This is a genomic window from Nonomuraea sp. MG754425 (genome assembly GCF_021699195.1).
In the GTDB taxonomy this organism is placed as follows: Bacteria; Actinomycetota; Actinomycetes; order Streptosporangiales; family Streptosporangiaceae; genus Nonomuraea.
Genome location: NZ_SSXE01000259.1, coordinates 1 through 18,401, shown reverse-complemented (window position 1 = coordinate 18,401; position 18,401 = coordinate 1). Strand labels below are relative to the sequence as shown.

Annotated in this window: 18 protein-coding genes; 9 read left to right on the top strand and 9 right to left on the bottom strand. The window is 73.5% G+C overall.

The features are described 5' to 3' along the window. The 6 genes from FAF44_RS48455 to FAF44_RS48430 all read left to right on the top strand — a co-directional run. Positions 1-824 (top strand): hypothetical protein (locus FAF44_RS48455; protein ID WP_237110233.1); only part of this gene is annotated, 824 nt, incomplete at its 5' end. Between the two features lie 51 nt (positions 825-875). Further along, positions 876-1,793 carry a LysR family transcriptional regulator gene (locus FAF44_RS48450; protein WP_237110232.1) on the top strand — a complete coding sequence of 306 codons (918 nt, stop codon included), beginning with the start codon at positions 876-878 and terminating at the stop codon, positions 1,791-1,793. A gap of 56 nt (positions 1,794-1,849) precedes the next feature. Continuing rightward, positions 1,850-2,434, top strand: coding sequence for a TetR/AcrR family transcriptional regulator (locus FAF44_RS48445; RefSeq protein WP_237110231.1), 585 nt, complete (start codon positions 1,850-1,852; stop codon positions 2,432-2,434). A gap of 117 nt (positions 2,435-2,551) precedes the next feature. Continuing rightward, entirely contained in the window at positions 2,552-3,439 is an 888-nt protein-coding gene (locus FAF44_RS48440) for an ABC transporter permease (RefSeq protein ID WP_237110230.1), read from the top strand. Between the two features lie 89 nt (positions 3,440-3,528). Then, positions 3,529-3,984 (top strand): VOC family protein, encoded by a 456-nt coding sequence (locus tag FAF44_RS48435; RefSeq protein WP_237110229.1) that lies wholly within the window; start codon positions 3,529-3,531, stop codon positions 3,982-3,984. An 88-nt stretch (positions 3,985-4,072) separates the two neighbouring features. Then, positions 4,073-6,358, top strand: a complete 2,286-nt coding sequence (locus FAF44_RS48430) for an FdhF/YdeP family oxidoreductase (protein ID WP_237110228.1) — start codon at positions 4,073-4,075, stop codon at positions 6,356-6,358. Between the two features lie 17 nt (positions 6,359-6,375). Here FAF44_RS48430 and FAF44_RS48425 read toward each other — a convergent pair whose 3' ends face one another. Further along, positions 6,376-7,032 carry a Dps family protein gene (locus FAF44_RS48425; protein ID WP_237110227.1) on the bottom strand — a complete coding sequence of 219 codons (657 nt, stop codon included), beginning with the start codon at positions 7,030-7,032 and terminating at the stop codon, positions 6,376-6,378. Between the two features lie 162 nt (positions 7,033-7,194). Between FAF44_RS48425 and FAF44_RS48420 the strand changes: the two genes are divergently transcribed. After that, the gene (locus FAF44_RS48420) at positions 7,195-7,965 is read left to right on the top strand and encodes an alpha/beta fold hydrolase (protein ID WP_237110226.1); all 771 of its coding nucleotides are present in this window, start codon (positions 7,195-7,197) and stop codon (positions 7,963-7,965) included. A gap of 14 nt (positions 7,966-7,979) precedes the next feature. On the opposite strand, the gene FAF44_RS48415 is transcribed toward FAF44_RS48420, so the two are convergent. Then, positions 7,980-8,750, bottom strand: a complete 771-nt coding sequence (locus tag FAF44_RS48415) for an SDR family oxidoreductase (protein ID WP_237110225.1) — start codon at positions 8,748-8,750, stop codon at positions 7,980-7,982. A 132-nt stretch (positions 8,751-8,882) separates the two neighbouring features. Between FAF44_RS48415 and FAF44_RS48410 the strand changes: the two genes are divergently transcribed. Next, positions 8,883-10,472 carry an MFS transporter gene (locus FAF44_RS48410; RefSeq protein WP_237110224.1) on the top strand — a complete coding sequence of 530 codons (1,590 nt, stop codon included), beginning with the start codon at positions 8,883-8,885 and terminating at the stop codon, positions 10,470-10,472. Here FAF44_RS48410 and FAF44_RS48405 read toward each other — a convergent pair. Genes FAF44_RS48405 through FAF44_RS48395 form a run of 3 tightly spaced genes read right to left on the bottom strand, consistent with a single transcriptional unit; the run spans position 10,358 to position 13,842 of the window. Continuing rightward, positions 10,358-11,212, bottom strand: coding sequence for a geranyl diphosphate 2-C-methyltransferase (locus FAF44_RS48405; protein ID WP_237110223.1), 855 nt, complete (start codon positions 11,210-11,212; stop codon positions 10,358-10,360). The two genes, FAF44_RS48410 and FAF44_RS48405, sit on opposite strands and share 115 nt — an antisense overlap. Before the next feature lie 40 nt (positions 11,213-11,252). Then, on the bottom strand, positions 11,253-12,413 hold the full coding sequence (locus tag FAF44_RS48400; RefSeq protein ID WP_237110222.1) for a family 2 encapsulin nanocompartment cargo protein terpene cyclase: 1,161 nt from the start codon (positions 12,411-12,413) through the stop codon (positions 11,253-11,255). Positions 12,414-12,447: 34 nt separating this feature from the next. Further along, on the bottom strand, positions 12,448-13,842 hold the full coding sequence (locus FAF44_RS48395; protein ID WP_237110221.1) for a family 2B encapsulin nanocompartment shell protein: 1,395 nt from the start codon (positions 13,840-13,842) through the stop codon (positions 12,448-12,450). Positions 13,843-14,114: 272 nt separating this feature from the next. Between FAF44_RS48395 and FAF44_RS48390 the strand changes: the two genes are divergently transcribed. Then, the gene (locus FAF44_RS48390) at positions 14,115-15,290 is read left to right on the top strand and encodes a phosphatidylserine/phosphatidylglycerophosphate/cardiolipin synthase family protein (protein ID WP_237110220.1); all 1,176 of its coding nucleotides are present in this window, start codon (positions 14,115-14,117) and stop codon (positions 15,288-15,290) included. 31 nt (positions 15,291-15,321) lie between these two features. Here the strand turns inward: FAF44_RS48390 and FAF44_RS48385 are convergent, their stop codons facing one another. The 4 genes from FAF44_RS48385 to FAF44_RS48370 all read right to left on the bottom strand — a co-directional run. After that, complete coding sequence (locus tag FAF44_RS48385) at positions 15,322-16,089, bottom strand: alpha/beta hydrolase (protein WP_237110219.1); 768 nt, start codon at positions 16,087-16,089, stop codon at positions 15,322-15,324. 29 nt (positions 16,090-16,118) lie between these two features. Next, positions 16,119-16,910 (bottom strand): maleylpyruvate isomerase family mycothiol-dependent enzyme, encoded by a 792-nt coding sequence (locus FAF44_RS48380; RefSeq protein WP_237110218.1) that lies wholly within the window; start codon positions 16,908-16,910, stop codon positions 16,119-16,121. 20 nt (positions 16,911-16,930) lie between these two features. Next, on the bottom strand, positions 16,931-17,530 hold the full coding sequence (locus FAF44_RS48375) for a TetR/AcrR family transcriptional regulator (protein ID WP_237110217.1): 600 nt from the start codon (positions 17,528-17,530) through the stop codon (positions 16,931-16,933). Between the two features lie 84 nt (positions 17,531-17,614). Then, on the bottom strand, positions 17,615-18,401 hold a 787-nt coding region (locus tag FAF44_RS48370; protein WP_272896057.1), incomplete at its 5' end, for an MFS transporter.

Here is an 18,401-nt window from a genome sequence, read left to right as displayed (position 1 = left end):
GCATGAGACCGTTCACCGCAGGAGCCCTGATCTTGCTGGCCGTGCTCGGAACGGGCTGCGGGACGGCCGGGCCGCCGCCCTCGACGGCCGCCGTGACGCCCGGCCCGGCACCCGCCACCTCGTCCACCCGGGCCCCTGAGCCCTCCTCCGCCCCGGCGACGACCGCCGCGAAACCGTCGCAGCAGCCGTCCGGGCCCCGCGAGCGCCTGGTCGGCGGCCGGTACCAGCCGCTGTGGCCGTTCTCCGGCCCCGAGGAGGCCGCCGCCTGGCAGCGCGCCCACCGGGCGGACGGCCGCGAGGCGTGGCGGCTGGACGCCGGCCGCACCGCGATCGCCTTCAGCCGCGACTTCCTCGGCTTCTCCGAGATCGACCGCGCCGTCCGGACCGTGCCGGCCGGCCGGCACGCGCGCGTGCACGTCGGCTTCCACGCCGAGGAGGGCTCCCGGCCGCTGGTCGCCGCCGTGGTGCACCTCATGAGGTACGGCCAGGGGCCGGACGCGCCCTGGGAGGTCGTCGGCACCGACGACACCACGCTCTCCCTCACCCAGCCCGCCTACGGCGCCGAGATCGGCTCCCCCGTGACCGTCGGCGGGCGCGTCACCGGCGTGGACGAGAGCATCAGGGTCCAGGTCGGCCGGCCCGGCGCGGACCGCCCGCTCGCGCAGCGCTGCTGCCTGAGCGCCGGGGGCGAGGACGCGCCCTGGTCGGCGCGCCTGCCGATCCCGGCCCGGCCCGGCCGGACGCTCACCATCGTGGCCTCGACCGGCGGGCACGTCGCGCAGGTCGAGCGCTTCGCCGTGACGGGCGTGACGTCGCCCTCCTGACCGCCGCCACCGGGCGGGCGGGGCCCGGGAACTGGCCTAGCATTCCTGTCCATGGAACTGCGGCAGCTCGAGTACTTCGTCGCCGTCGCCGAGGAGGGCGGCTTCACCCGGGCCGCCGCCCGGCTGCACGTGGCCCAGCCCGGCGTGAGCGCCCAGATCCGCCAGCTCGAACGGGAGATGGGGGAGCCGCTGTTCGACCGGTCCGGGCGCGGCGTGCGGCTGACCGCGGTGGGCGAGGCGGCGCTGCCGTACGCGCGGGCCGCGCTGGCGGCGGTGTCCGGGATGCGGGTGGTCGCCGACGAGTTCATCGGGCTGCTGCGCGGCCGCGTCGTGATGGGCGGCGTCTCCGCGCCGTCCGTGCTGGACCTGCCCGGTATGCTCGCCGCCTTCCACGAGCGGCATCCCGCCGTGGAGATCTCGCTCGTGGAGACCGAGCCGGCGCGGCTGCTCGACGGCATCGGCAGCGGCCGGTTCGATCTCGGCCTGCTGGGGCTCGGCGGGCCGCTGCCCCCGGGGGTGGCGGCGCAGGTGGTGGTGGACCAGCGGCTCGTGGTGGCGGTGCGCCGCGGGCGGGAGCCGGCCGGGCCGGGGCCGATCACGGTGGCGGGGCTGAAGGGGCTACCGCTGATCAGCCTGCCGCTCGGCACGGGGCTGCGGGCGGCCCTGGAGCGCGCGTGCGCGCGGGCGGGGTTCGCGCCGCACGTGGCGTTCGAGGCGAGCGAGCCGCACGTGCTGGGCCAGATGGCCGCGCGCGGGCTCGGCGCGGCGGTGCTGCCCGAGTCCGCGGTGGACGCGGCGGCGTCCGAGCTGCGCGTGCTGGCCCTCCTCGACGAGGACGGCGGCCAGGGCCTGCGCGGGCAGATGGGGCTGGTGTGGCGGGAGAACGACCAGGCGAGCCCCGCTGCCAGGGCGTTCATCCAGCACGCCCGCCGCCGCCTGCCCGACCTCGCCGGCGGAGAGCCGTCCTGACGCGGGCCGCCTGCTAGTTTGCAAACGCACATTCACTAAAGCTCGGGGGGACGACCATGGGCAGGCCCCGCACCACCAGCGACGAGGCCATCCTGGCCGCGACCGCGCGGGCGATCGGGCGGCACGGCCCGCAGGGTCTCACCCTGGCCGCGGTGGCCGGGCAGGCCGGTCTGTCCCCGGCCACGCTGGTGCAGCGCTTCGGGTCGAAGCGGGGCCTGCTGCTGGCGTTCGCCGCCCACGCCGCGCACACCGCGGCCGAGCCGTTCGAACGGGCGCGGCGCGAGCACGGCTCGCCGCTGGCCGCCCTGCGCGCCGCCCTGATCGGCCGGTCCGAAGGCGTGGCCATACCGGAGGAGCCGGCGGGCAGCCTCGGCTTCCTCCAGTTCGACCTGACCGACCCCGACTTCCGCGCGCACGCGGCCGAGCACGCCCGCCGCACCCGCGACCAGATCGCCGCCCTGCTCGCCGACGCGGCGGCGGCCGGGGAACTGGCGGCCGGCTCGGAGCCGGCCCCGCTGGCGCGGGCGGTGCAGGTGGCCTGCAACGGGGCGCTCATCCTGTGGGCGCTGACCGGCGACGGCCCGCTCCCCGACGCGATGGCCGCCGCCCTCGACCAGACGCTACGGCCCTACCTCGCGTAACGACCTCCGCGACGCTCCGCACCGAGACTGGACCGAAACCCCCTGTGACGGGGGATGATCCCCAGGGGAAGGACCCACAGGCCGCCGGCGCGGCGGCCGTGACGCTTCGAGGTGCTCATGACCCAAGTGGAAGACTCCGCGCCGCGGTCGCTGGCGGAGCTGGCCCGCAGGCACGGGCTGCGGCCCGCCATCGCACGGCCCACGTTCCCCGTCTACCTCCGCCATCTCTGGCAACGGCGGCACTTCGTGCTGACGTACGCGACCTCGCGCAACGTCTCCCGATACTCCGGATCCGCGCTCGGGCAGCTCTGGCAGGTCATCACGCCGCTGCTGAACGCCGCCATCTACTACGTGATGTTCGGCCTCATCCTGGGCGGCAGCAAGGGCATCCCGAACTATCCGGCGTTCCTGCTGACCGGGATGTTCGTCTTCACCTACACGCAGCGCACGGTCACCGCGGGCGCCAAGTCGATCTCCGGGAACCTGTCGCTGATCCGCGCCCTGCACTTCCCGCGGGCCTCGCTGCCGCTGGCGTACACGATCCAGGAGTTGCAGCAGCTCGCCATCTCCATGGGCGTGCTGCTGGTCATCGTGGTCGTCACCGGGGAGCCGCCGAACTGGTTCTGGCTGATGATCCCCGTGGTGCTGCTGCTGCAGACGCTGTTCAACGTCGGCGCGGGGCTGGTGCTGGCCCGGCTCGGGTCCTCGATGCGGGACCTGAACCAGTTGCTGCCGTTCATCATGCGGACCTGGCTGTACGCGTCCGGGGTGTTCTTCGCCATCCACGACAAGGTCGTCCACAGCGCGCGGCTGCCCGAGTGGGTGGCCACCGTCATGTACCTGAACCCGGCCGCCTCCTACATCGAGTGGATGCGCGACATCCTCATCGGCAACCACACCCCGCCGCAGACGGTGTGGCTGTCGTGCCTGGTCTGGGCGATCGTGGCGCTGGTGGGCGGCTCCTGGTACTTCTGGCGGGCCGAGGACCGGTACGGGCGCGGCTGATCGGAAAGGTCGTGCCCGCGGGGATGAAGTGACGCGGCGGGCCGGTTGGACGAGGGGCAACGACGATGTCCCCCGAAGGAGACCGGCACATGACCACCCACCAGGAGCACCCCGTCCGCCAGCTCAGGCTGGTCGTCGAGGCGGACGACTACGAGGCCGCGCTGGCCTTCTACCGCGACGTCCTGGGCCTGCCCGAGCAGGCCGCCTTCTCCGGCGACGGCGGCGCGCGGGTGGCGATCCTCGACGCCGGCCGCGCCACCCTGGAGATCGCCAACCCGGCCCAGAAGACCATGATCGACGACGTCGAGGTGGGGCGGCAGGTCGCGCCCAGACTCCGGGTCGCCTTCGAGGTGGACGACGCCGAGCAGACCACGCACCGGCTGGTCGAGGCGGGTGCGGAGGAGGTCGCGCCGCCCACCGTCACGCCGTGGCGGTCGCTGAACGCCCGGCTCGACGCGCCCGCCGGGCTGCACATCACGATCTTCCAGGAGCTGAGCACGCCGCAGGAGCGCGAGCAGCTCGACGGCTTCGGCAAGCAGACCTGAGAGCCCGCCCGGTCAGATCCGGTCCGTAGAAAAAGTACAGTTCTAGCAGGGTCGAATCATTCCCGAGCCGCGAAGACGTGAGACAGCCATGGACAAGGTCGGAGATCAGGACGGCGAGCGCCTCTCGGCCGGCCCGCCCAAGACGTGGGCGGCCGGGGTGCCCGGCGTGCGCCACGCGCTGACGTACGCGCTGGGCCAGACCTCGCCCCGGCGCGCGGCGCTGACGCTGCTGAACCTCAACCAGACCGCCGGCCTCGACTGTCCCGGCTGCGCCTGGCCGGAGCCGGACCGGCGGCACGTGAACGAGTACTGCGAGAACGGCGCCAAGCACGTCGCCGACGAGGCCACCACCCGCCGCGTCGGCGCGGACTTCTTCCGCGAGCACCCGATCTCCGAGCTGGCCGGGCGCTCCGACCAGTGGCTCAACCAGCAGGGCAGGCTCACCGAGCCCATGGTCAAGCGCCCCGGCTCCGACCACTACGAGCCGATCGGCTGGGACGAGGCGCTCGGCCTGGTCGCCGGCGAGCTGCGCGGCCTCGGCGACCCCGACCGGGCGCTGTTCTACACCTCGGGCCGGCTCGGCAACGAGGCCGCGTTCCTGCTGCAGCTCTTCGCCCGCGCGTACGGCACCAACAACCTGCCCGACTGCTCCAACATGTGCCACGAGTCCAGCGGCGTCGCCCTGATCGACACGCTCGGCGTCGGCAAGGGCAGCGTCAGCCTGGACGACATCCACGACGCCGACCTGATCTTCGTCGTCGGCCAGAACCCGGGCACCAACCACCCCCGCATGTTGTCGGCCCTGGAGCAGACCAAGCGCTCGGGCGGCCAGGTGATCGCGGTCAACCCGCTGCCCGAGGCCGGGCTGATGCGCTTCAAGAACCCGCAGAAGGCCCGCGGCATCGTCGGCCGCGGCACGCAGATCGCCGACCAGTTCCTGCAGATCCGGCCCGGCGGCGACCTCGCCCTGTTCCAGGCGCTCAACCTGCTGCTGCTGGAGGCCGAGGACGCGCGTCCCGGCACCGTGCTCGACCACGGCTTCATCGACGAGCACAGCACCGGCTTCGCCGAGTTCGCCCGGCACACGCGCGAGGTGCGCTGGCCGGACGTGCTGGCCGCCACCGGCCTGACCCGCGAGGAGATCGAGCGCGCGCACGAGCGCGTGCTGGCCGGCGGGAAGGTCATCGTCTGCTGGGCGATGGGGCTGACCCAGCACAAGCACGGCGTGGCCACCATCAAGGAGATCGTCAACTTCCTGCTGCTGCGCGGCAACATCGGCCGGCCCGGCGCGGGCGTCTGCCCGGTGCGCGGCCACAGCAACGTGCAGGGCGACCGCACCATGGGCATCTGGGAACGTCCTCCCGCGGCCTTCCTGGACGCGCTGGAGCGCGAGTTCGGCTTCCCGCCGCCGCGCGAGCACGGCCTCGACACCGTGGGCGCCATCCAGGCCATGCTGGCCGGCCGCGCCCACGTCTTCCTCGGCGTCGGCGGCAACTTCGTGCGCGCCAGCCCCGACAGCGCGGCCACCGAACGGGCCCTGCGCGCCTGCCGGCTGACCGCGCACATCTCCACCAAGCTCAACCGCTCCCACACGGTCTGCGGCGAGACCGCCCTGATCCTGCCGACGCTCGGCCGCAGCGACCGCGACGTCCAGGCGGGCGTGGAGCAGTTCGTCACGGTGGAGGACTCGATGAGCCAGGTCCACGCCTCGCGCGGACGCCTCCACCCGGCCTCCGACCGGCTGCTCAGCGAGGTCGCCATCATCAGCCGGCTGGCCCGGCTGACCCTGGAGGACAAGCCGGACCTGCCGTGGGAGACGTTCGAGGCCGACTACGGCGCCGTCCGCGACCGCATCTCCCGCGTCGTGCCCGGTTTCGAGGACTTCAACGCCCGGGTGGCCGAGCCCGGCGGCTTCCGCCTGCCCAACCCGGTCAGCGCGCGCGTGTTCACCACGCCGTCCGGCAGGGCCGTCTTCACCCGCAACCCGTTCGCGCGGCTGGAGGCCCCGCCCGGCCACCTGATCCTGCAGACGCTGCGCTCCCACGACCAGTGGAACACCATTCCGTACTCCGGCGACGACCGCTACCGCGGCATCCGGCGCTCCCGCCGGGTCGTGCTCGTCAACCCCGCCGACCTGGCCGAGCTGGGCATCGCCGACCGCGACGTGGTGGACCTCGTCGGCGTCTGGCACGACGGCGTGGAGCGCCGCGCCCCCGGCTTCACGGTGGTGGCCTACCCGACCACCCCCGGCTCGGCCGCCTCGTACTACCCGGAGACGAACGTGCTGGTGCCGCTGGACAGCGTCGCCGACCACAGCAACACGCCCACCTCCAAGGCGGTCGTCATCCGGCTGGAGCCGGCCACGCGGGACTGAGCCCGCGGCGTCCCCGGCTACTTCGACGAGCGGGCGGACCGGCGCGGCGCGCGCACCTGCCCGTTGCCGGGCGTCTCGATCAGCGGCGTGTCCACCAGGTGCTCGACCAGGAACCAGGTCTGCAGCTCGCCGGTCCTGATCACGTCGGAGACCAGCAGGTCGTTGGTGCCGTCGTCGCCCAGCTCGGCGGCGCGGGCGGCGGCGTCGTGCGCGGTGATGAGGATCGTCTCGTGCGCCTCGATCAGTCGCGAGAGCATGGCCGGCACCTCCTCGGCGCCGTTCGGCGGGCGCGGGACCGAGGTGATCTCCGCGACGTGCCGCGGGTCGCCCACCGCGATGCCGCCCAGCGTCTGGATCCGCTCGGCGATGGTGTCCACGAGCTCGAGCTGCTCGCCCGCGTGCTTGTCGAGCAGCAGGTGAAGCTGGTAGAAGGTGGGGCCGCGCATCAGCCAGTGGTGCTTCTTGTACAGGGCGTGCAGGATCTGCGTGTCGGCCAGCACCTGGTTGAGCCGCTCGCAGGCGTACTTGCGGGCCTGCTCGGACAGGCCGAGCGGCCACGTCCTGACGGTGCCGAACTCCTGGATCTCGGTGCCGTCCACGTGCAGCCACGGCTGGCTGCTCGACCTCTTCTTGCCGGACGTCTTGGCAGTGGTGCTGCTGCTTCTGAAGGGCACGATCATCTCCCGGTGCGGTGAGCTTTGAGCCGATTCGTCCTCCAACCTTCCCGTACGCCCGGCGAACGAGCTTTAGCCCAGTCCACCGCATGGCAAAAGTTGCATGCCCCCGGCCGGATATCCGATTGCCCCACGGCCGACGCCGGTGCCACGATTTTCGCCATGCCCTTTCTCACCGCCCCCGACGGGACCCGCCTGGCCTACCACGAGTCCGGCGACGGCGCCCCGCTGGTCTGCCTGCCGGGCGGGCCCATGCTCGACGCCGCCTATCTCGGCGACCTCGGCGGCCTGCCGGCGCACCGGCGGCTGATCCTGGCCGACCCCAGGGGCACCGGGGAGTCCGCCACGCCCGCCGACCCGGGCACGTACCGCTGCGACCGGCTCGTCGGCGACGTCGAGGCGCTGCGTGACCCCCACCGCGTCTCCCGCCTGCTCCTGATCACCCCCAGCACCAGGGCCGTCGGCCTCGACCCCAGCTCCGAGACCCGGCTCGAGACCGCCCGGCTGCGCGCGGGCGAGCCCTGGTTCCCGGCCGGCTTCGCCGCCCTCCAGGAGATCCAGGCCGGCAACTCCACCGACGAGAACTGGACGGCCGTCGACCCGTTCCTGTTCGGCCGCTGGGACGATGAGGCCCGCGCCATGCAGGAGTTCACCGACAGCCGCAGGAACCCCGAGGCCGCCGCCGCGTTCGGCGGGCCGGGCGCCTTCGACCCCGAGGCGACCCGCGCGGCGCTGGCCGGGCTCGGCGTGCCGGTGCTGCTGCTGGCCGGGCAGGTCGATCTCAACACGCCCCCGCCGGCCGCGACCGCGTACGCGGAGCTGTTCCCGCGGGCCGAGCTGGTCGTGCTGCCCGGCGTCGGGCACTGGCCGTGGCTCGACGACACGGCCGCGTTCGTCGCGGCGGTCACCGCGTTCCTGGACCGGACCGCCTGACCGCCCGCGGGCGATCAGGCGAAGCCGCCGTTGCTCAGCAGGAGCTGCCCGTTGATCCAGCCGCCCTGCGGCGAGCACAGGAAGGTCACCAGATCGGCCGTGTCGCGGGGCGTGCCGAGCCGCCCGAGCGGGGTCATCCCCGACCATCGCGCCCGCCCCTCCTCCGACATCCAGCCGGTGTCGATCGGGCCGGGGTTGACGGCGTTCGCCGAGACGCCCAGGTGGGCCAGCTCGTGCGCGGCGGCCTGGGTGATGCGGTCGAGGGCGCCCTTGCTCGCGCCGTAGGGCAGGTTGCCCACGGTGTGGTCGCTGGTGAGGGCGACGACGCGGCCGGTGCCCTTCGCGCCGGTGAAGCGCCGCCCGTACTCGCGGATCAGCAGCCAGGTGGCCCGCGCGTTGACCGCGAAGTGCCGGTCGAAGCTCTCGACGGAGGTGTCCAGCAGGCCGGAGGCGACCGACTCGCAGTGGCACATCACCAGGGCGGTGACCCCGCCGAGCCGGCGCTCGACCTCGTCGAAGACGCGCGCCGGGGTGTCCGGGTCCGCCAGGTCGGCCTCGACGGCCACGGTGGCGGCGCCGTGCCCGGCCAGGTCCTCGGCGATGGCCGCGCGCGCCCCCGCCTCGACGCCCCAGTCCATCCGCGCGTCGTACGGGCTCCAGAAGGTGCAGGCGACGTCCCAGCCGTCCGCGGCGAGCCCGCGGGCGATGCCCGCCCCGATGCCGATCGTGCGGCCGACCCCGGTCACCAGCGCCACCGGCCGGGCGGCCTCCTGTGCGTTCGTCACACGACCTGATCCTCACGCCCCGGACGCCCGACCGGCAACCGGATTTCGCCCGGCGGCAGCGCGGTACATCGGACCAGTTAGCGCCCGGTTTGTGCCGTTGACGTGGTAGATCTTGCCCCGGAGTCTGATTTCATGCCCAAAACCCGCAAACCGCAGGCTGTCGTGGCAGTGCTGGCCTTCGCCGGGATCGTCGTCGCGCTCATGCAGACCGTCGTGATCCCGCTGATCCCGCAACTGCCCCGCCTCCTGCACGCCTCCCCGACCGACGCCACCTGGGCGATCACCGCGACGCTGCTCGCCGCCGCCGTCACGACGCCGGTCGTGGGCCGGCTCGGCGACATGTACGGCAAACGGCGCATGCTGCTGATCAGCCTCGCCCTCCTGGTCACCGGCTCGATCGTGTGCGGCCTCAGCGACGCGCTGGCCCCCATGGTCATCGGCCGGGCCTTACAAGGCACCGCGTCCGGCGTCATCGCCCTGGGCATCAGCATCATGCGCGACGAGCTGCCACCCGACCGGCTCGACGCGGCCACCGCGCTGATGAGCGCCTCGCTCGGCGTCGGCGGCGCGCTCGGCCTGCCCGCGGCGGCCCTGCTGGCCGAGCAGACCGACTGGCACGTGCTGTTCTGGGTGTCGGCCGCGTTCGGCGTCGTGGCCGCCGCGCTCGTGCTGGCCATCGTCCCCGAGTCGGAGGTGCGCGGCGGCGGGCGGTTCGACGTGGTCGGCGCGGCCGGGCTGGCGGCCGGGCTCACCTGCCTGCTGCTGGCCGTCTCCAAAGGAGCCGACTGGGGATGGGGGAGCCCTCTCACGGTGGGCCTGCTCGGCGCCACGGTCGTGGTGCTCGGGCTGTGGGGCCGGTGGGAGCTGCGCGCCCGGCAGCCGCTGGTCGATCTGCGCACCACCGCCCGCCGGCAGGTGCTGCTGACCAACCTGGCCTCGGCGGTGTTCGGCTTCGCGATGTTCGCCATGTCGCTGGTGCTGCCGCAGGTGCTGCAACTTCCCGCCGCCACCGGCTACGGGCTGGGCGCCACCATGCTCGGCGTGGGCCTGGTGCTGGCGCCGTCCGGGCTGGTCATGATCGTGACGGCGCCCATGTCGGCCCGCCTGTCACGCGTGTACGGCCCCAAGGTGACGCTGATGACCGGCGCCCTCGTGGTCGCCGCCGGCTACGGCCTGGGTGTGGCGCTGATGTCGGAGACCTGGCAGCTCGTGCTCGTCTCGTCGGTGATCGGCGCGGGCATCGGCCTGGCCTACGGCTCCATGCCCGCGCTCATCATGTCCGCCGTGCCGATCGCCGAGACCGCCGCCGCCAACAGCCTCAACACGCTCATGCGCTCCATCGGCACCTCGGTCTCCAGCGCGGTCGCCGGGGTCGTGCTGGCCCGGCTCACCGTGGAGTTCGGCACGTTCACCGCGCCCTCGCCGGCCGGCTTCCGCCTGGTCATGGCGATCGGCTGCGGTGCGTCGCTGACCGCCTGCGCGATCGCGGCGTTCCTGCCCGGACGCCGGCGGCCCGGCCGGGACACCTCACTCACCGCGGGGCTGCCGGGCATGACCAGGGCCGGAGGGAGGGGGCGACCGCCGGGCCGGCAGCTACCGCCGGGACGTCAGACGCGGTCGGCGGCGATCAGCAGGTACTGGAAGCTCCCGCCCTTGTACGCCTCCAGGAACGCCTCCTCGATCCCGGTGGCCAGGTGGGTGCGGGCCCGCAGCTCCCAGTAGGGGATGGTGGCCGCGGTGAGGTCCACGACGCTGACCGGCACGAGCCGGTTGGCGGCCATCTCCTTGAAGTAGGTGCTGCGCGGGTGGATGTCGCAGATGTAGTGGGCGTTGATCTGGCTGATGGCGCGCGAGGGCAGGCCGTAGGCGTCGTTGTAGCAGCCGGTGATGCAGACGTAGCGACCGCCGCGGCGCAGCAGCCTGGCGTGCGCGGCGAACAACTGCGACAACTCCACGTACATGGTGCTCTCGTTGTTCCAGATCGCCTGGAACGCGCCGGCCTCGAAGCCCGTGTCCAGCATGTTGCGGAAGTGGAAACGCACCCGGTCGTCCACGCCGCGTTCCTTGGCCTGCTGGTTGGCGAAGGCGACCTGGGACTCGGAGATGGACACGCCGTCCACCTGGCAGCCGAACCGGATGTTGGCCAGCAGGCTCGATCCGCCGCGGCCCGAGCCGGCGTCCAGCAGGCGGTGCTCGGGACGCAACGGGCCGAGATGCGCCATGAGCGCGTCGGCCTGCGCGCTCTCCAGCCGGTGCAACTCGTTGACGACACGTAGCTCCCTGGTGTCGGCGGGACCTTCGAGGACCGACCAGTCCACCTCGCCGATCCCGTAGTGGTGGTGGTAGAGGCCGTCCACCTCCCCCAGGCGCAGGTTGACGGGGTTCTCCTCGGCGTTCCAGTAGTCGGCGACCGACTGCTGGTAGAGGCTGTTCAGAACGGGGGCATTCGGGGTGATGGTCACCTCGGACTCCTTCCTGGTTGGGGACACGCGGTCATGGTGGTCAGGACTGGTAGCGGGTCGTGCTGCCGTGCCACTCGAGGCCCCCGGCCATCCACGCCTGCGCGCCGCGCAGGAACCGCTTCAGCTCGGGGGACGGCAGGGCCGACAGCTCCCGCTGGCTCTGCTCGAACCCGCGGACGAACTGGTTGTGCAGGCTGACCGTGCGGTCGACGGCCTCGCGGGTCGAGCAGCCCTCCTCGGCGGCGATGAGCAGCACCACGTTGGAGTCGGGCAGTTCGTCGGCCGCCTCCTTCTCCGCCGAGTGCAGGTCGTTGACCAGCACGCTCGCGGTGCCGGCCTGCATGAGGGCGGTGTGGAAGCGCCGCTCCGCGAACAGGTGCGGAGCGAGCTCGTAGCCGCCGACGATGTCGATGAGCGTCATCGAGGTGTAGAAGCTGTCGTGCTGGCGCGCCGCCAGGTAGCGCCAGACCGGCGGCGGCGTCTCCAGGTAGCGCCAGGCGGCGTAGGCCGCCCAGCTCACGTACATCTGGCTGGTGATGTTGCACAGCCGCATGACCTGCGCCGAGGAGGCGTGGCGGCCGGCGTGGCTGGTGGCCGAGCGCAGCGAGACCAGCACCGGGTCGGCGGTGATCGCCTCTTCGAGCTGCTCGGTGTAGCCACCGGCGTCCGGCGGCGGGTCCATCGCCGACAGCACCAGGGCGAGTCGGGGCGGCAGCTCCGTCGGGGTGGCCCCCAGGTCGGTCTCGTCGGCGTAGTAGTCGTCGGCCGCCCACCAGGCGGCGTTCATCTGCGCGGCGATCAGCAGCATGTCGGGGTCGTCGGTGTCGGTGTGGGTGAGCATGGCCAGCCGGCCGAACCCGGTGGAGGCGAACTCCGCCATCCGCCCCTCGTGCAGGCCGATCCGCTCGACCCATGCCACCAGCCGCCGGTCGACCTCCGCGCCCAGGACGTCGTCCACCCGGTCGGAGTCGGGCAGGTAGAGCGGGGGGTGAGTGCCGTCGCCCCACTCGCGCTCCCGGTAGCCGAGCGGCGCGAGGCTGACCGGACGCCGCCCGCCCGAGCCGCTGTGGCCGGGCGGCTCGTGGCCGTCGCCCTCCTCGAACCGGTGCCGGTACGGTCGCAGCGCCGAACGCAGGCTGAGCGTGTACGAGCCCAGCCCCGTCGGCCCGGCCGGGACGGCAGAGGTTGCGAAGTCTGTCATGACATGCCTCTTCCTGTGCCTGCGGGCCGGCGGGTCACGTACGCGGGGTGGCGACGTCGACGTCCTCCAGGATCCCGATCGCGTCGGGTACCAGGACCGCCGCCGAGAAGTAGGCGCTGACCAGGTACGACATCACGGCCTGCGGGTTGATGCCCATGAAGCGCACGTTGAGCCCCGGCTCGTACTCCTCGGGGATGCCGGTCTGGAAGAGGCCGACGACGCCCTCGTCCTCCTCGCCCGTACGCAGGGCCAGGATGGAGGTGGTGCGGTGGGCCGAGATCGGGATCTTGCCGCAGGGGAAGATCGGGATGCCGCGCCAGGCCGGGACCTCGTGGCCGTTCACCTCGGTGCTGCCCACCACCAGCCCGCGCTTGTTGCACTCGCGGAAGAACGCGGCGATCGCCTTGGGGTGGGCCAGCAGCAGGCGGGTCTTGCGGCGCATGCTGATCAGGTCGTCGAGGTCGTCGGGCGTGGGCGGGCCCGACCAGGTGTAGATGCGCTGGTCGTAGTCGGTGTTGTGGAGCAGCCCGAACTCGGGGTTGTTGAGCAGCTCCGACTCCTGGCGTTCGCGCAGCTCGTGGATGGTCAGGCGGAGCTGCTGCTCCATCTGGCTCATCGGGTCGTTGAAGAGGTCGGCCACGCGGGTGTGGACGCGCAGGATGGTCTGGGCGACGCCCAGCTCGTACTCGCGGGGGTGCAGATCGTAGTCGACGAACGTGCCGTCGATGACCGGCTCGCCGGTGTGCCCGGCCGCCAGGCGCACCGCCGCCTCGCCGCGGCGGTTGACCGGCCTGCTCAGTGTGTCGAGGTAGCCGGCCAGGTGTTCGCGCAGCGCCGGCGAGCGGTCGGCCACCCGGCGCAGGCCGTCGCGCGGGGCGAACAGCACCGTGCACGGGGTGGCGGCCCGGAAGGTGCACGGCCAGCGGGCGTCGTCGTCGGTGAGCACGTCGTCGCCGAACTGGTCGCCGTCGGCGATCACGCCGAGGAACTGGGTGGCGCCGTAGCGGCCGGTGGCCAGGCGCTCGACGCGGCCGTGCGCGATCACCCAGGCGCCGGTGACGGGGTCGCCCTCCTCGGCGACGACGTCGCCGGGCCGCAGCTCCCGGGCGGCGAACTCGCCGGCGACTGCCGTCAGCACCTCGTCGTCGTCGAAGCCGCGCAGCGCGGGGATCTCGGTCAGCGTGGCCGGGACGATCCGCACGTCGTCGGCGCCGCTGCGCACCACGCCGACGCGCCCGCGCCCCGGCCGATGCGTCAGCCGCCGGTTGACCCGGTACGTCCCGCCGCGTACGTCGACCCAGGGCAGCATGCGCAGCAGCCAGCGGGAGCTGATGGCCTGCATCTGCGGGCGGGTCTTGGTGGTCGTGGCCAGGTTGCGCGCGGCCCGGGTGTCCAGGCTGAGCCGGGATTCCGTCGGCTCCGTGGGCATATTTCCTCCGGCGATCGGCAGGCAGTCGCTACTAAAAGTAGTGATATGGACACGGTCAGTTGAGTCTCCTGATCGATAGGAAAGCTAGCTGTCGAGTAAGGCGCATGTAACGAGATGGTCAGGACCCGGTAATGGCCGGGATGATGTTCGCCGGCCGTTCGGCGGGCCGTCGGCGGGACGTCACCGTGATCGCCGGAGCGGGCTCCACCATCTTCTTTCGGATCAGTCCTTACCGAAGATCAGGGCTGGCCGTAACGCTGGAGGAGTTCCGCATGCCGAGCAAGCCCCTGTCCGTCCTGGCCGCCGGCGCCGCTGTGGTCGCCACCGCGGCCGTCGCCTTCGCGGGGCTCGCCGGGGCCCGGCCGGCCGCCGCCGAGGCGTCCGCCTGCGCCGACGCCCCCGTGAGCGCCGTGCGCACCGGTGCGGTGTTCAGCGAGCCGGTCGGCGGCGACCCCGCCGCGATCGTGCGCACCCTGTGCGGCCTCGTCCGGCAGACGCCCGCCGGGGAGAGCATCCAGATCGCCCACTTCGTCATGTCCGGGACGGCCGGCACCGAGTTCGCCGACGCGCTGCTCGAAGCGCACCGGCGCGGCGTGCGGGTCCGGGTGGTGCTGGACGGCGACCAGCGCGGCGCGGAAGTGGCGGCCCGGCTCGCGGCCGGTCTCGGCACCGACCCGGCAGCCCGCTCCTGGCTGCACGTGTGCACCGGGCCCATGTCGGGCGGCACCGCCGCCTGCATCGGCGACAAGGGCCAGCACAACAAGTTCTACCTGTTCTCGCGGGTCGGCCGGACCCCCGACGTGGTGGTGCAGTCCTCGGCCAACCTGACCGACCTGAACTCGACCACCTACTGGAACAACGCCGTCGTCCTGCCCGGCGACAGGCGTCTGTACGCCGCCTACGACGCCTACTTCGCCGACCTGGCCGCCGAGCGGAAGAACCTCGACTACTACCGCGTCGTCCAGACGCGCAGCGCCCGTGCGCACTTCTTCCCGAAGGCGCAGGGCGACCCGATCGTGGACAGCCTGGACAAGGTCTCCTGCCGGCGCGGCGCCATGATCAGGGTCGGCATGTCGGAGTGGGACGCCTACCGCGTCGCCATCGCCGAACGGCTGCGCGACCTGGCCGGCGACGGCTGCCGCGTGCAGATCGTGTACGGGATCATGGACGACGAGGTCAGGGCCGTCCTGGCCGCGCAGCCCGGCGTCGAGCTGAGCACCCTCGCCTCCGGCGGCGCGCTGCCCGGCCGCGTCCACTCCAAGTACCTGCTCATCGAGGGCTCCTACGACGGCGACCGCGACGCGCACCGGGTCTTCACCGGCAGCCACAACTACAACGAGACGTCGCTGCGCCGCAACGACGAGACGCTGCTGCGGCTGAACGACAAGCACGTCTACCGGCAGTACGCGGCCAACTTCGAGCGCATGCGGGCCGCCGCCGTCTCCTAGGAACCGCCGTCTCCCGGCAGGCGGCCCGCTCTCACCAGCCCCGGCCGCGCAGGAAGGCCGCGCACCGCGCGGTCCAGTCGGCGGCGACGGGATTCTCGCCGGCCAGGCCGAGCCCGTGCCGGCCGCTGGGATACACGTGCACCTCCTGCGGAACGCCGTGCCGGGCCAGCGCCCGGGAGAGCGCGAGGCTGTTGTCGACGGGCACGGACTCGTCGTCGGCGGTGTGCCACAGGAACACGGGCGGCGTGGCCGGGCTCACCCGGAGAGGCAGGGAGAGCCCGGCGCGCATCGGCTCGGGGGCCCGCTCGCCGAGCAGGTTGTCGGCCGAGCCCCGGTGCGCGGCCGGGCCGGTGAGCGCGGTCACCGGGTAGCAGAGCACCGCGAGCCCCGGACGGGGGTCGGCCTCGTCCACGGCGTCGTGCGGGCCATCCGTCAGCATCGGGCCGGTCTCGGTGGCGAGCAGCCCGGCCAGGTGGCCGCCCGCCGAGAAGCCGAGCACCCCCACCCTGGCCGGGTCCACCCCGGTCGCCGCGGCGTGGTACCGCACCCAGCGCACCGCCCTGGCCGCGTCGAGCAGGGGCAGCGGGTGACGGTGCGGCGCGGTCCGGTAGCGCAGCACGAACGCGGCGACGCCGAGCGAGTTCAGCCAGCGGGCCACCGGGGCGCCCTCGTGCTCGGCCAGGTGGTGGTAGGCGCCTCCCGGGCACACCACGATCGCCGGGGCCGGGCCGTCGCCCCGGACGGGGAAGGCGGTGATGGTGGCCGCGCCGGTCGTGGGCCACAGGGGGTGCCGGCTCATGTGTGCGCCTTTCACGTCGTGCTGGGGGCTCAGTAGCCGGGGAAGACCTGGCGCAGCAGGTCGAGGTCGGCGGCGCCGGTCGTGAGGACGCCGTCCGGCGTGTGCCGCGCTCCCAGGCGGCCCCCCACCAGCCGCAGCCACGACTCGGCGGGCAGCAGCAGTGTGCCGTCGGCCGCGCCGGGAACGCCGGGCCGCACGCTGACCGGGCTGTCGAGGTGCAGCGTGAGCTCCGACGCGGGCCCGGTCGTGGTGACGTGGACGGTCGCCCGCCGGCCGCCGAGCGGCTCCGGCCGGCCGACCAGGCCGATGAGGCCGGGCAGGCCGTCCAGGAGCTCCGGGACGGCGGCGGTGCCGAGGACGGCGTGCTCGTCGAAGGCGACGCGGACGTCCCAGGCGTGCAGGGCCACCTCGCTGAGCCGCAGCCGCCCGAGCGCGGCGAGGTCCAGCGGCGCGGGCAGGTAGCCCAGTTCGACGCGCAGGCTCTCCCGGGTGGCGGGGTCGAGTGACTCGTACAGGCTGGTCAGGGTCTGGTTGGACGTGAGGAAGCCGGTGGCGCGCTGTTCGCGCGTCATGGCGTCCCATCTGTCCCAGATCTGCCGCATGGTGTCCTGGCCGGGCGCCGGCTTGCCGTCGAGGGCGGCCAGGAGGGCGGCGCGGCCGATCTCGGCGCCGCTCCCGAGGTGGCTCAGCACCTGGGAGACGTCCCATTCGGCCGCGCCCGAGGGCCGGGCCAGGTCGTCGTCCCCGAAGGCGGCCACGAGTGCGGCGAGGGCGTCGTGTTCGGTGCGAAGTGCGGTGATCACCGCGTCGGCGCTGGTCATGAGTGCTCCAAGGTGAGTGGTCAGCCGGTCGCGGGCAGCGCGCCGGCCAGGACGATGGTGACGACCTCGCGGACGGCCCCGGCCGTGGGCGGGGGGTCGTCCGAGCCGGCGAACAGCAGGTGCGCGGCTCCGGTCAGGGTGCGGGCGAGCGCGGCGATCCCGGCGTCGGCCGTGAGGCGGCCCAGGTCCCGTTCGGCGGCGAGGTAGGCGGCGACGATCGCCGCGATCTCGGCCAGCACGGGGACGCCGCCGACCGGCCCGGCCGCGCGCAGCCGGGCGCGCACCTGGTGGTGGAAGGCGGCGAGGACGACGAGCCGCATCGCCGCCGGCCCGAACAGGCCGGGCAGCGCGCCGGTGAGGTTGCCGGCCACGGTGCCGGTGCCGGCGGACGCGCGCAGGGCGTCGCCCCCGGCCCGCAGACGGTCGATGCGGTCGAGCGCGAACTCGGCGAGGAAGGCGTCGAAGGACGCGAAGTGCCGGTGCAGGACGCCCTTGGCGCAGCGGGCCCGCGCCGTGACGGCCCGGCTGGTCAGCGCGTCGGGGCCGTCGTGGAGCAGGACGTGCTCGGCGGCGCTGAAGAGCTGGTCGCGTGGGTCGCGCAGGTGCACCCCGGTCGGCATCGCCGCTCGGCCCCTCTCGCCTGGGACGGCGCCCGCTCGGCCTCGACGAGCGGGCGTGTGCCCACTTTTATGGGCATTTGCCCACTATAGCGGGCTGTCGGCGGAGGCGGGAGTCCCGGGTGCGCCCGCCGGGACGCTCTGCCGGCGGAGCAGGGGCCTGATCACCGTGAGCTGCGCCGCCGCCAGGAGCACGCTGGTGGCGGCCAGGCCGCCCCACAACCCGGCCGGTCCCGCGTGTTCGAGCAGTTGCGTGCCGCACAGGGGCGCGAGGACGGTCGCGAAGCCCCACGACGTGCCGAAGACCGACAGGTAGCGGCCCCGCGCGTGCTCGGGGGCGATGCTGACGACCATGGCGTAGGAGCGTCCGAACATCAGCACGTCGCCGGCGCTCCACACCACCGTGGCGGCCAGGTGCCCCGGCAGGCCGTCCGCGACGGCGTAACCGGCCAGGCCCACGGCGAGCAGCAGGTAGCCGCAGGTCATCGCGGCGTGATGGGAGAGCGCGGCGGTGCGTTTCAGCAGCGGCTGGCAGCACACCATGACGATCGCCGAGACGGCCGACAGCAGCCCCGCGTCGGCGGCGGGCAGGCCGCGGTGGGTCAGCGCCAGCGGCAGCGCCATCCCGACCTGCATGTAGATCAACGCGAACAGCGTGCCGGACAGGAGCAGCACGAGCAGCCCCCGATCGCCCCAGGCCGACCCCGGTGGTGAGGTGCGCGCGGCGGAAGGGCGGGCGGGTTGGCCGGCGGTTCGGCCGGTGGGCCGGCCAGCGGGTTGGTCGATGGGCTGGGCGGCGCGCTGCGCGGCGGGCCGGCCGGTGGGGTGGTCAGTGGGCCGCGCGGTGAATTGGGCGGTGGGTTGGCCGGTGGGG

Coding starts and splice junctions, on each gene's coding strand:
- FAF44_RS48375 (WP_237110217.1), bottom strand. CDS start 17,530: ATGCCGACCGGGGTGCACCTGCGCGACCCACGCGACCAGCTCTTCAGC.
- FAF44_RS48390 (WP_237110220.1), top strand. CDS start 14,115: ATGCCGAGCAAGCCCCTGTCCGTCCTGGCCGCCGGCGCCGCTGTGGTC.
- FAF44_RS48420 (WP_237110226.1), top strand. CDS start 7,195: ATGCCCTTTCTCACCGCCCCCGACGGGACCCGCCTGGCCTACCACGAG.
- FAF44_RS48445 (WP_237110231.1), top strand. CDS start 1,850: ATGGGCAGGCCCCGCACCACCAGCGACGAGGCCATCCTGGCCGCGACC.
- FAF44_RS48380 (WP_237110218.1), bottom strand. CDS start 16,910: ATGACCAGCGCCGACGCGGTGATCACCGCACTTCGCACCGAACACGAC.
- FAF44_RS48430 (WP_237110228.1), top strand. CDS start 4,073: ATGGACAAGGTCGGAGATCAGGACGGCGAGCGCCTCTCGGCCGGCCCG.
- FAF44_RS48395 (WP_237110221.1), bottom strand. CDS start 13,842: ATGCCCACGGAGCCGACGGAATCCCGGCTCAGCCTGGACACCCGGGCC.
- FAF44_RS48440 (WP_237110230.1), top strand. CDS start 2,552: ATGACCCAAGTGGAAGACTCCGCGCCGCGGTCGCTGGCGGAGCTGGCC.
- FAF44_RS48385 (WP_237110219.1), bottom strand. CDS start 16,089: ATGAGCCGGCACCCCCTGTGGCCCACGACCGGCGCGGCCACCATCACC.
- FAF44_RS48435 (WP_237110229.1), top strand. CDS start 3,529: ATGACCACCCACCAGGAGCACCCCGTCCGCCAGCTCAGGCTGGTCGTC.
- FAF44_RS48410 (WP_237110224.1), top strand. CDS start 8,883: ATGCCCAAAACCCGCAAACCGCAGGCTGTCGTGGCAGTGCTGGCCTTC.
- FAF44_RS48400 (WP_237110222.1), bottom strand. CDS start 12,413: ATGACAGACTTCGCAACCTCTGCCGTCCCGGCCGGGCCGACGGGGCTG.
- FAF44_RS48450 (WP_237110232.1), top strand. CDS start 876: ATGGAACTGCGGCAGCTCGAGTACTTCGTCGCCGTCGCCGAGGAGGGC.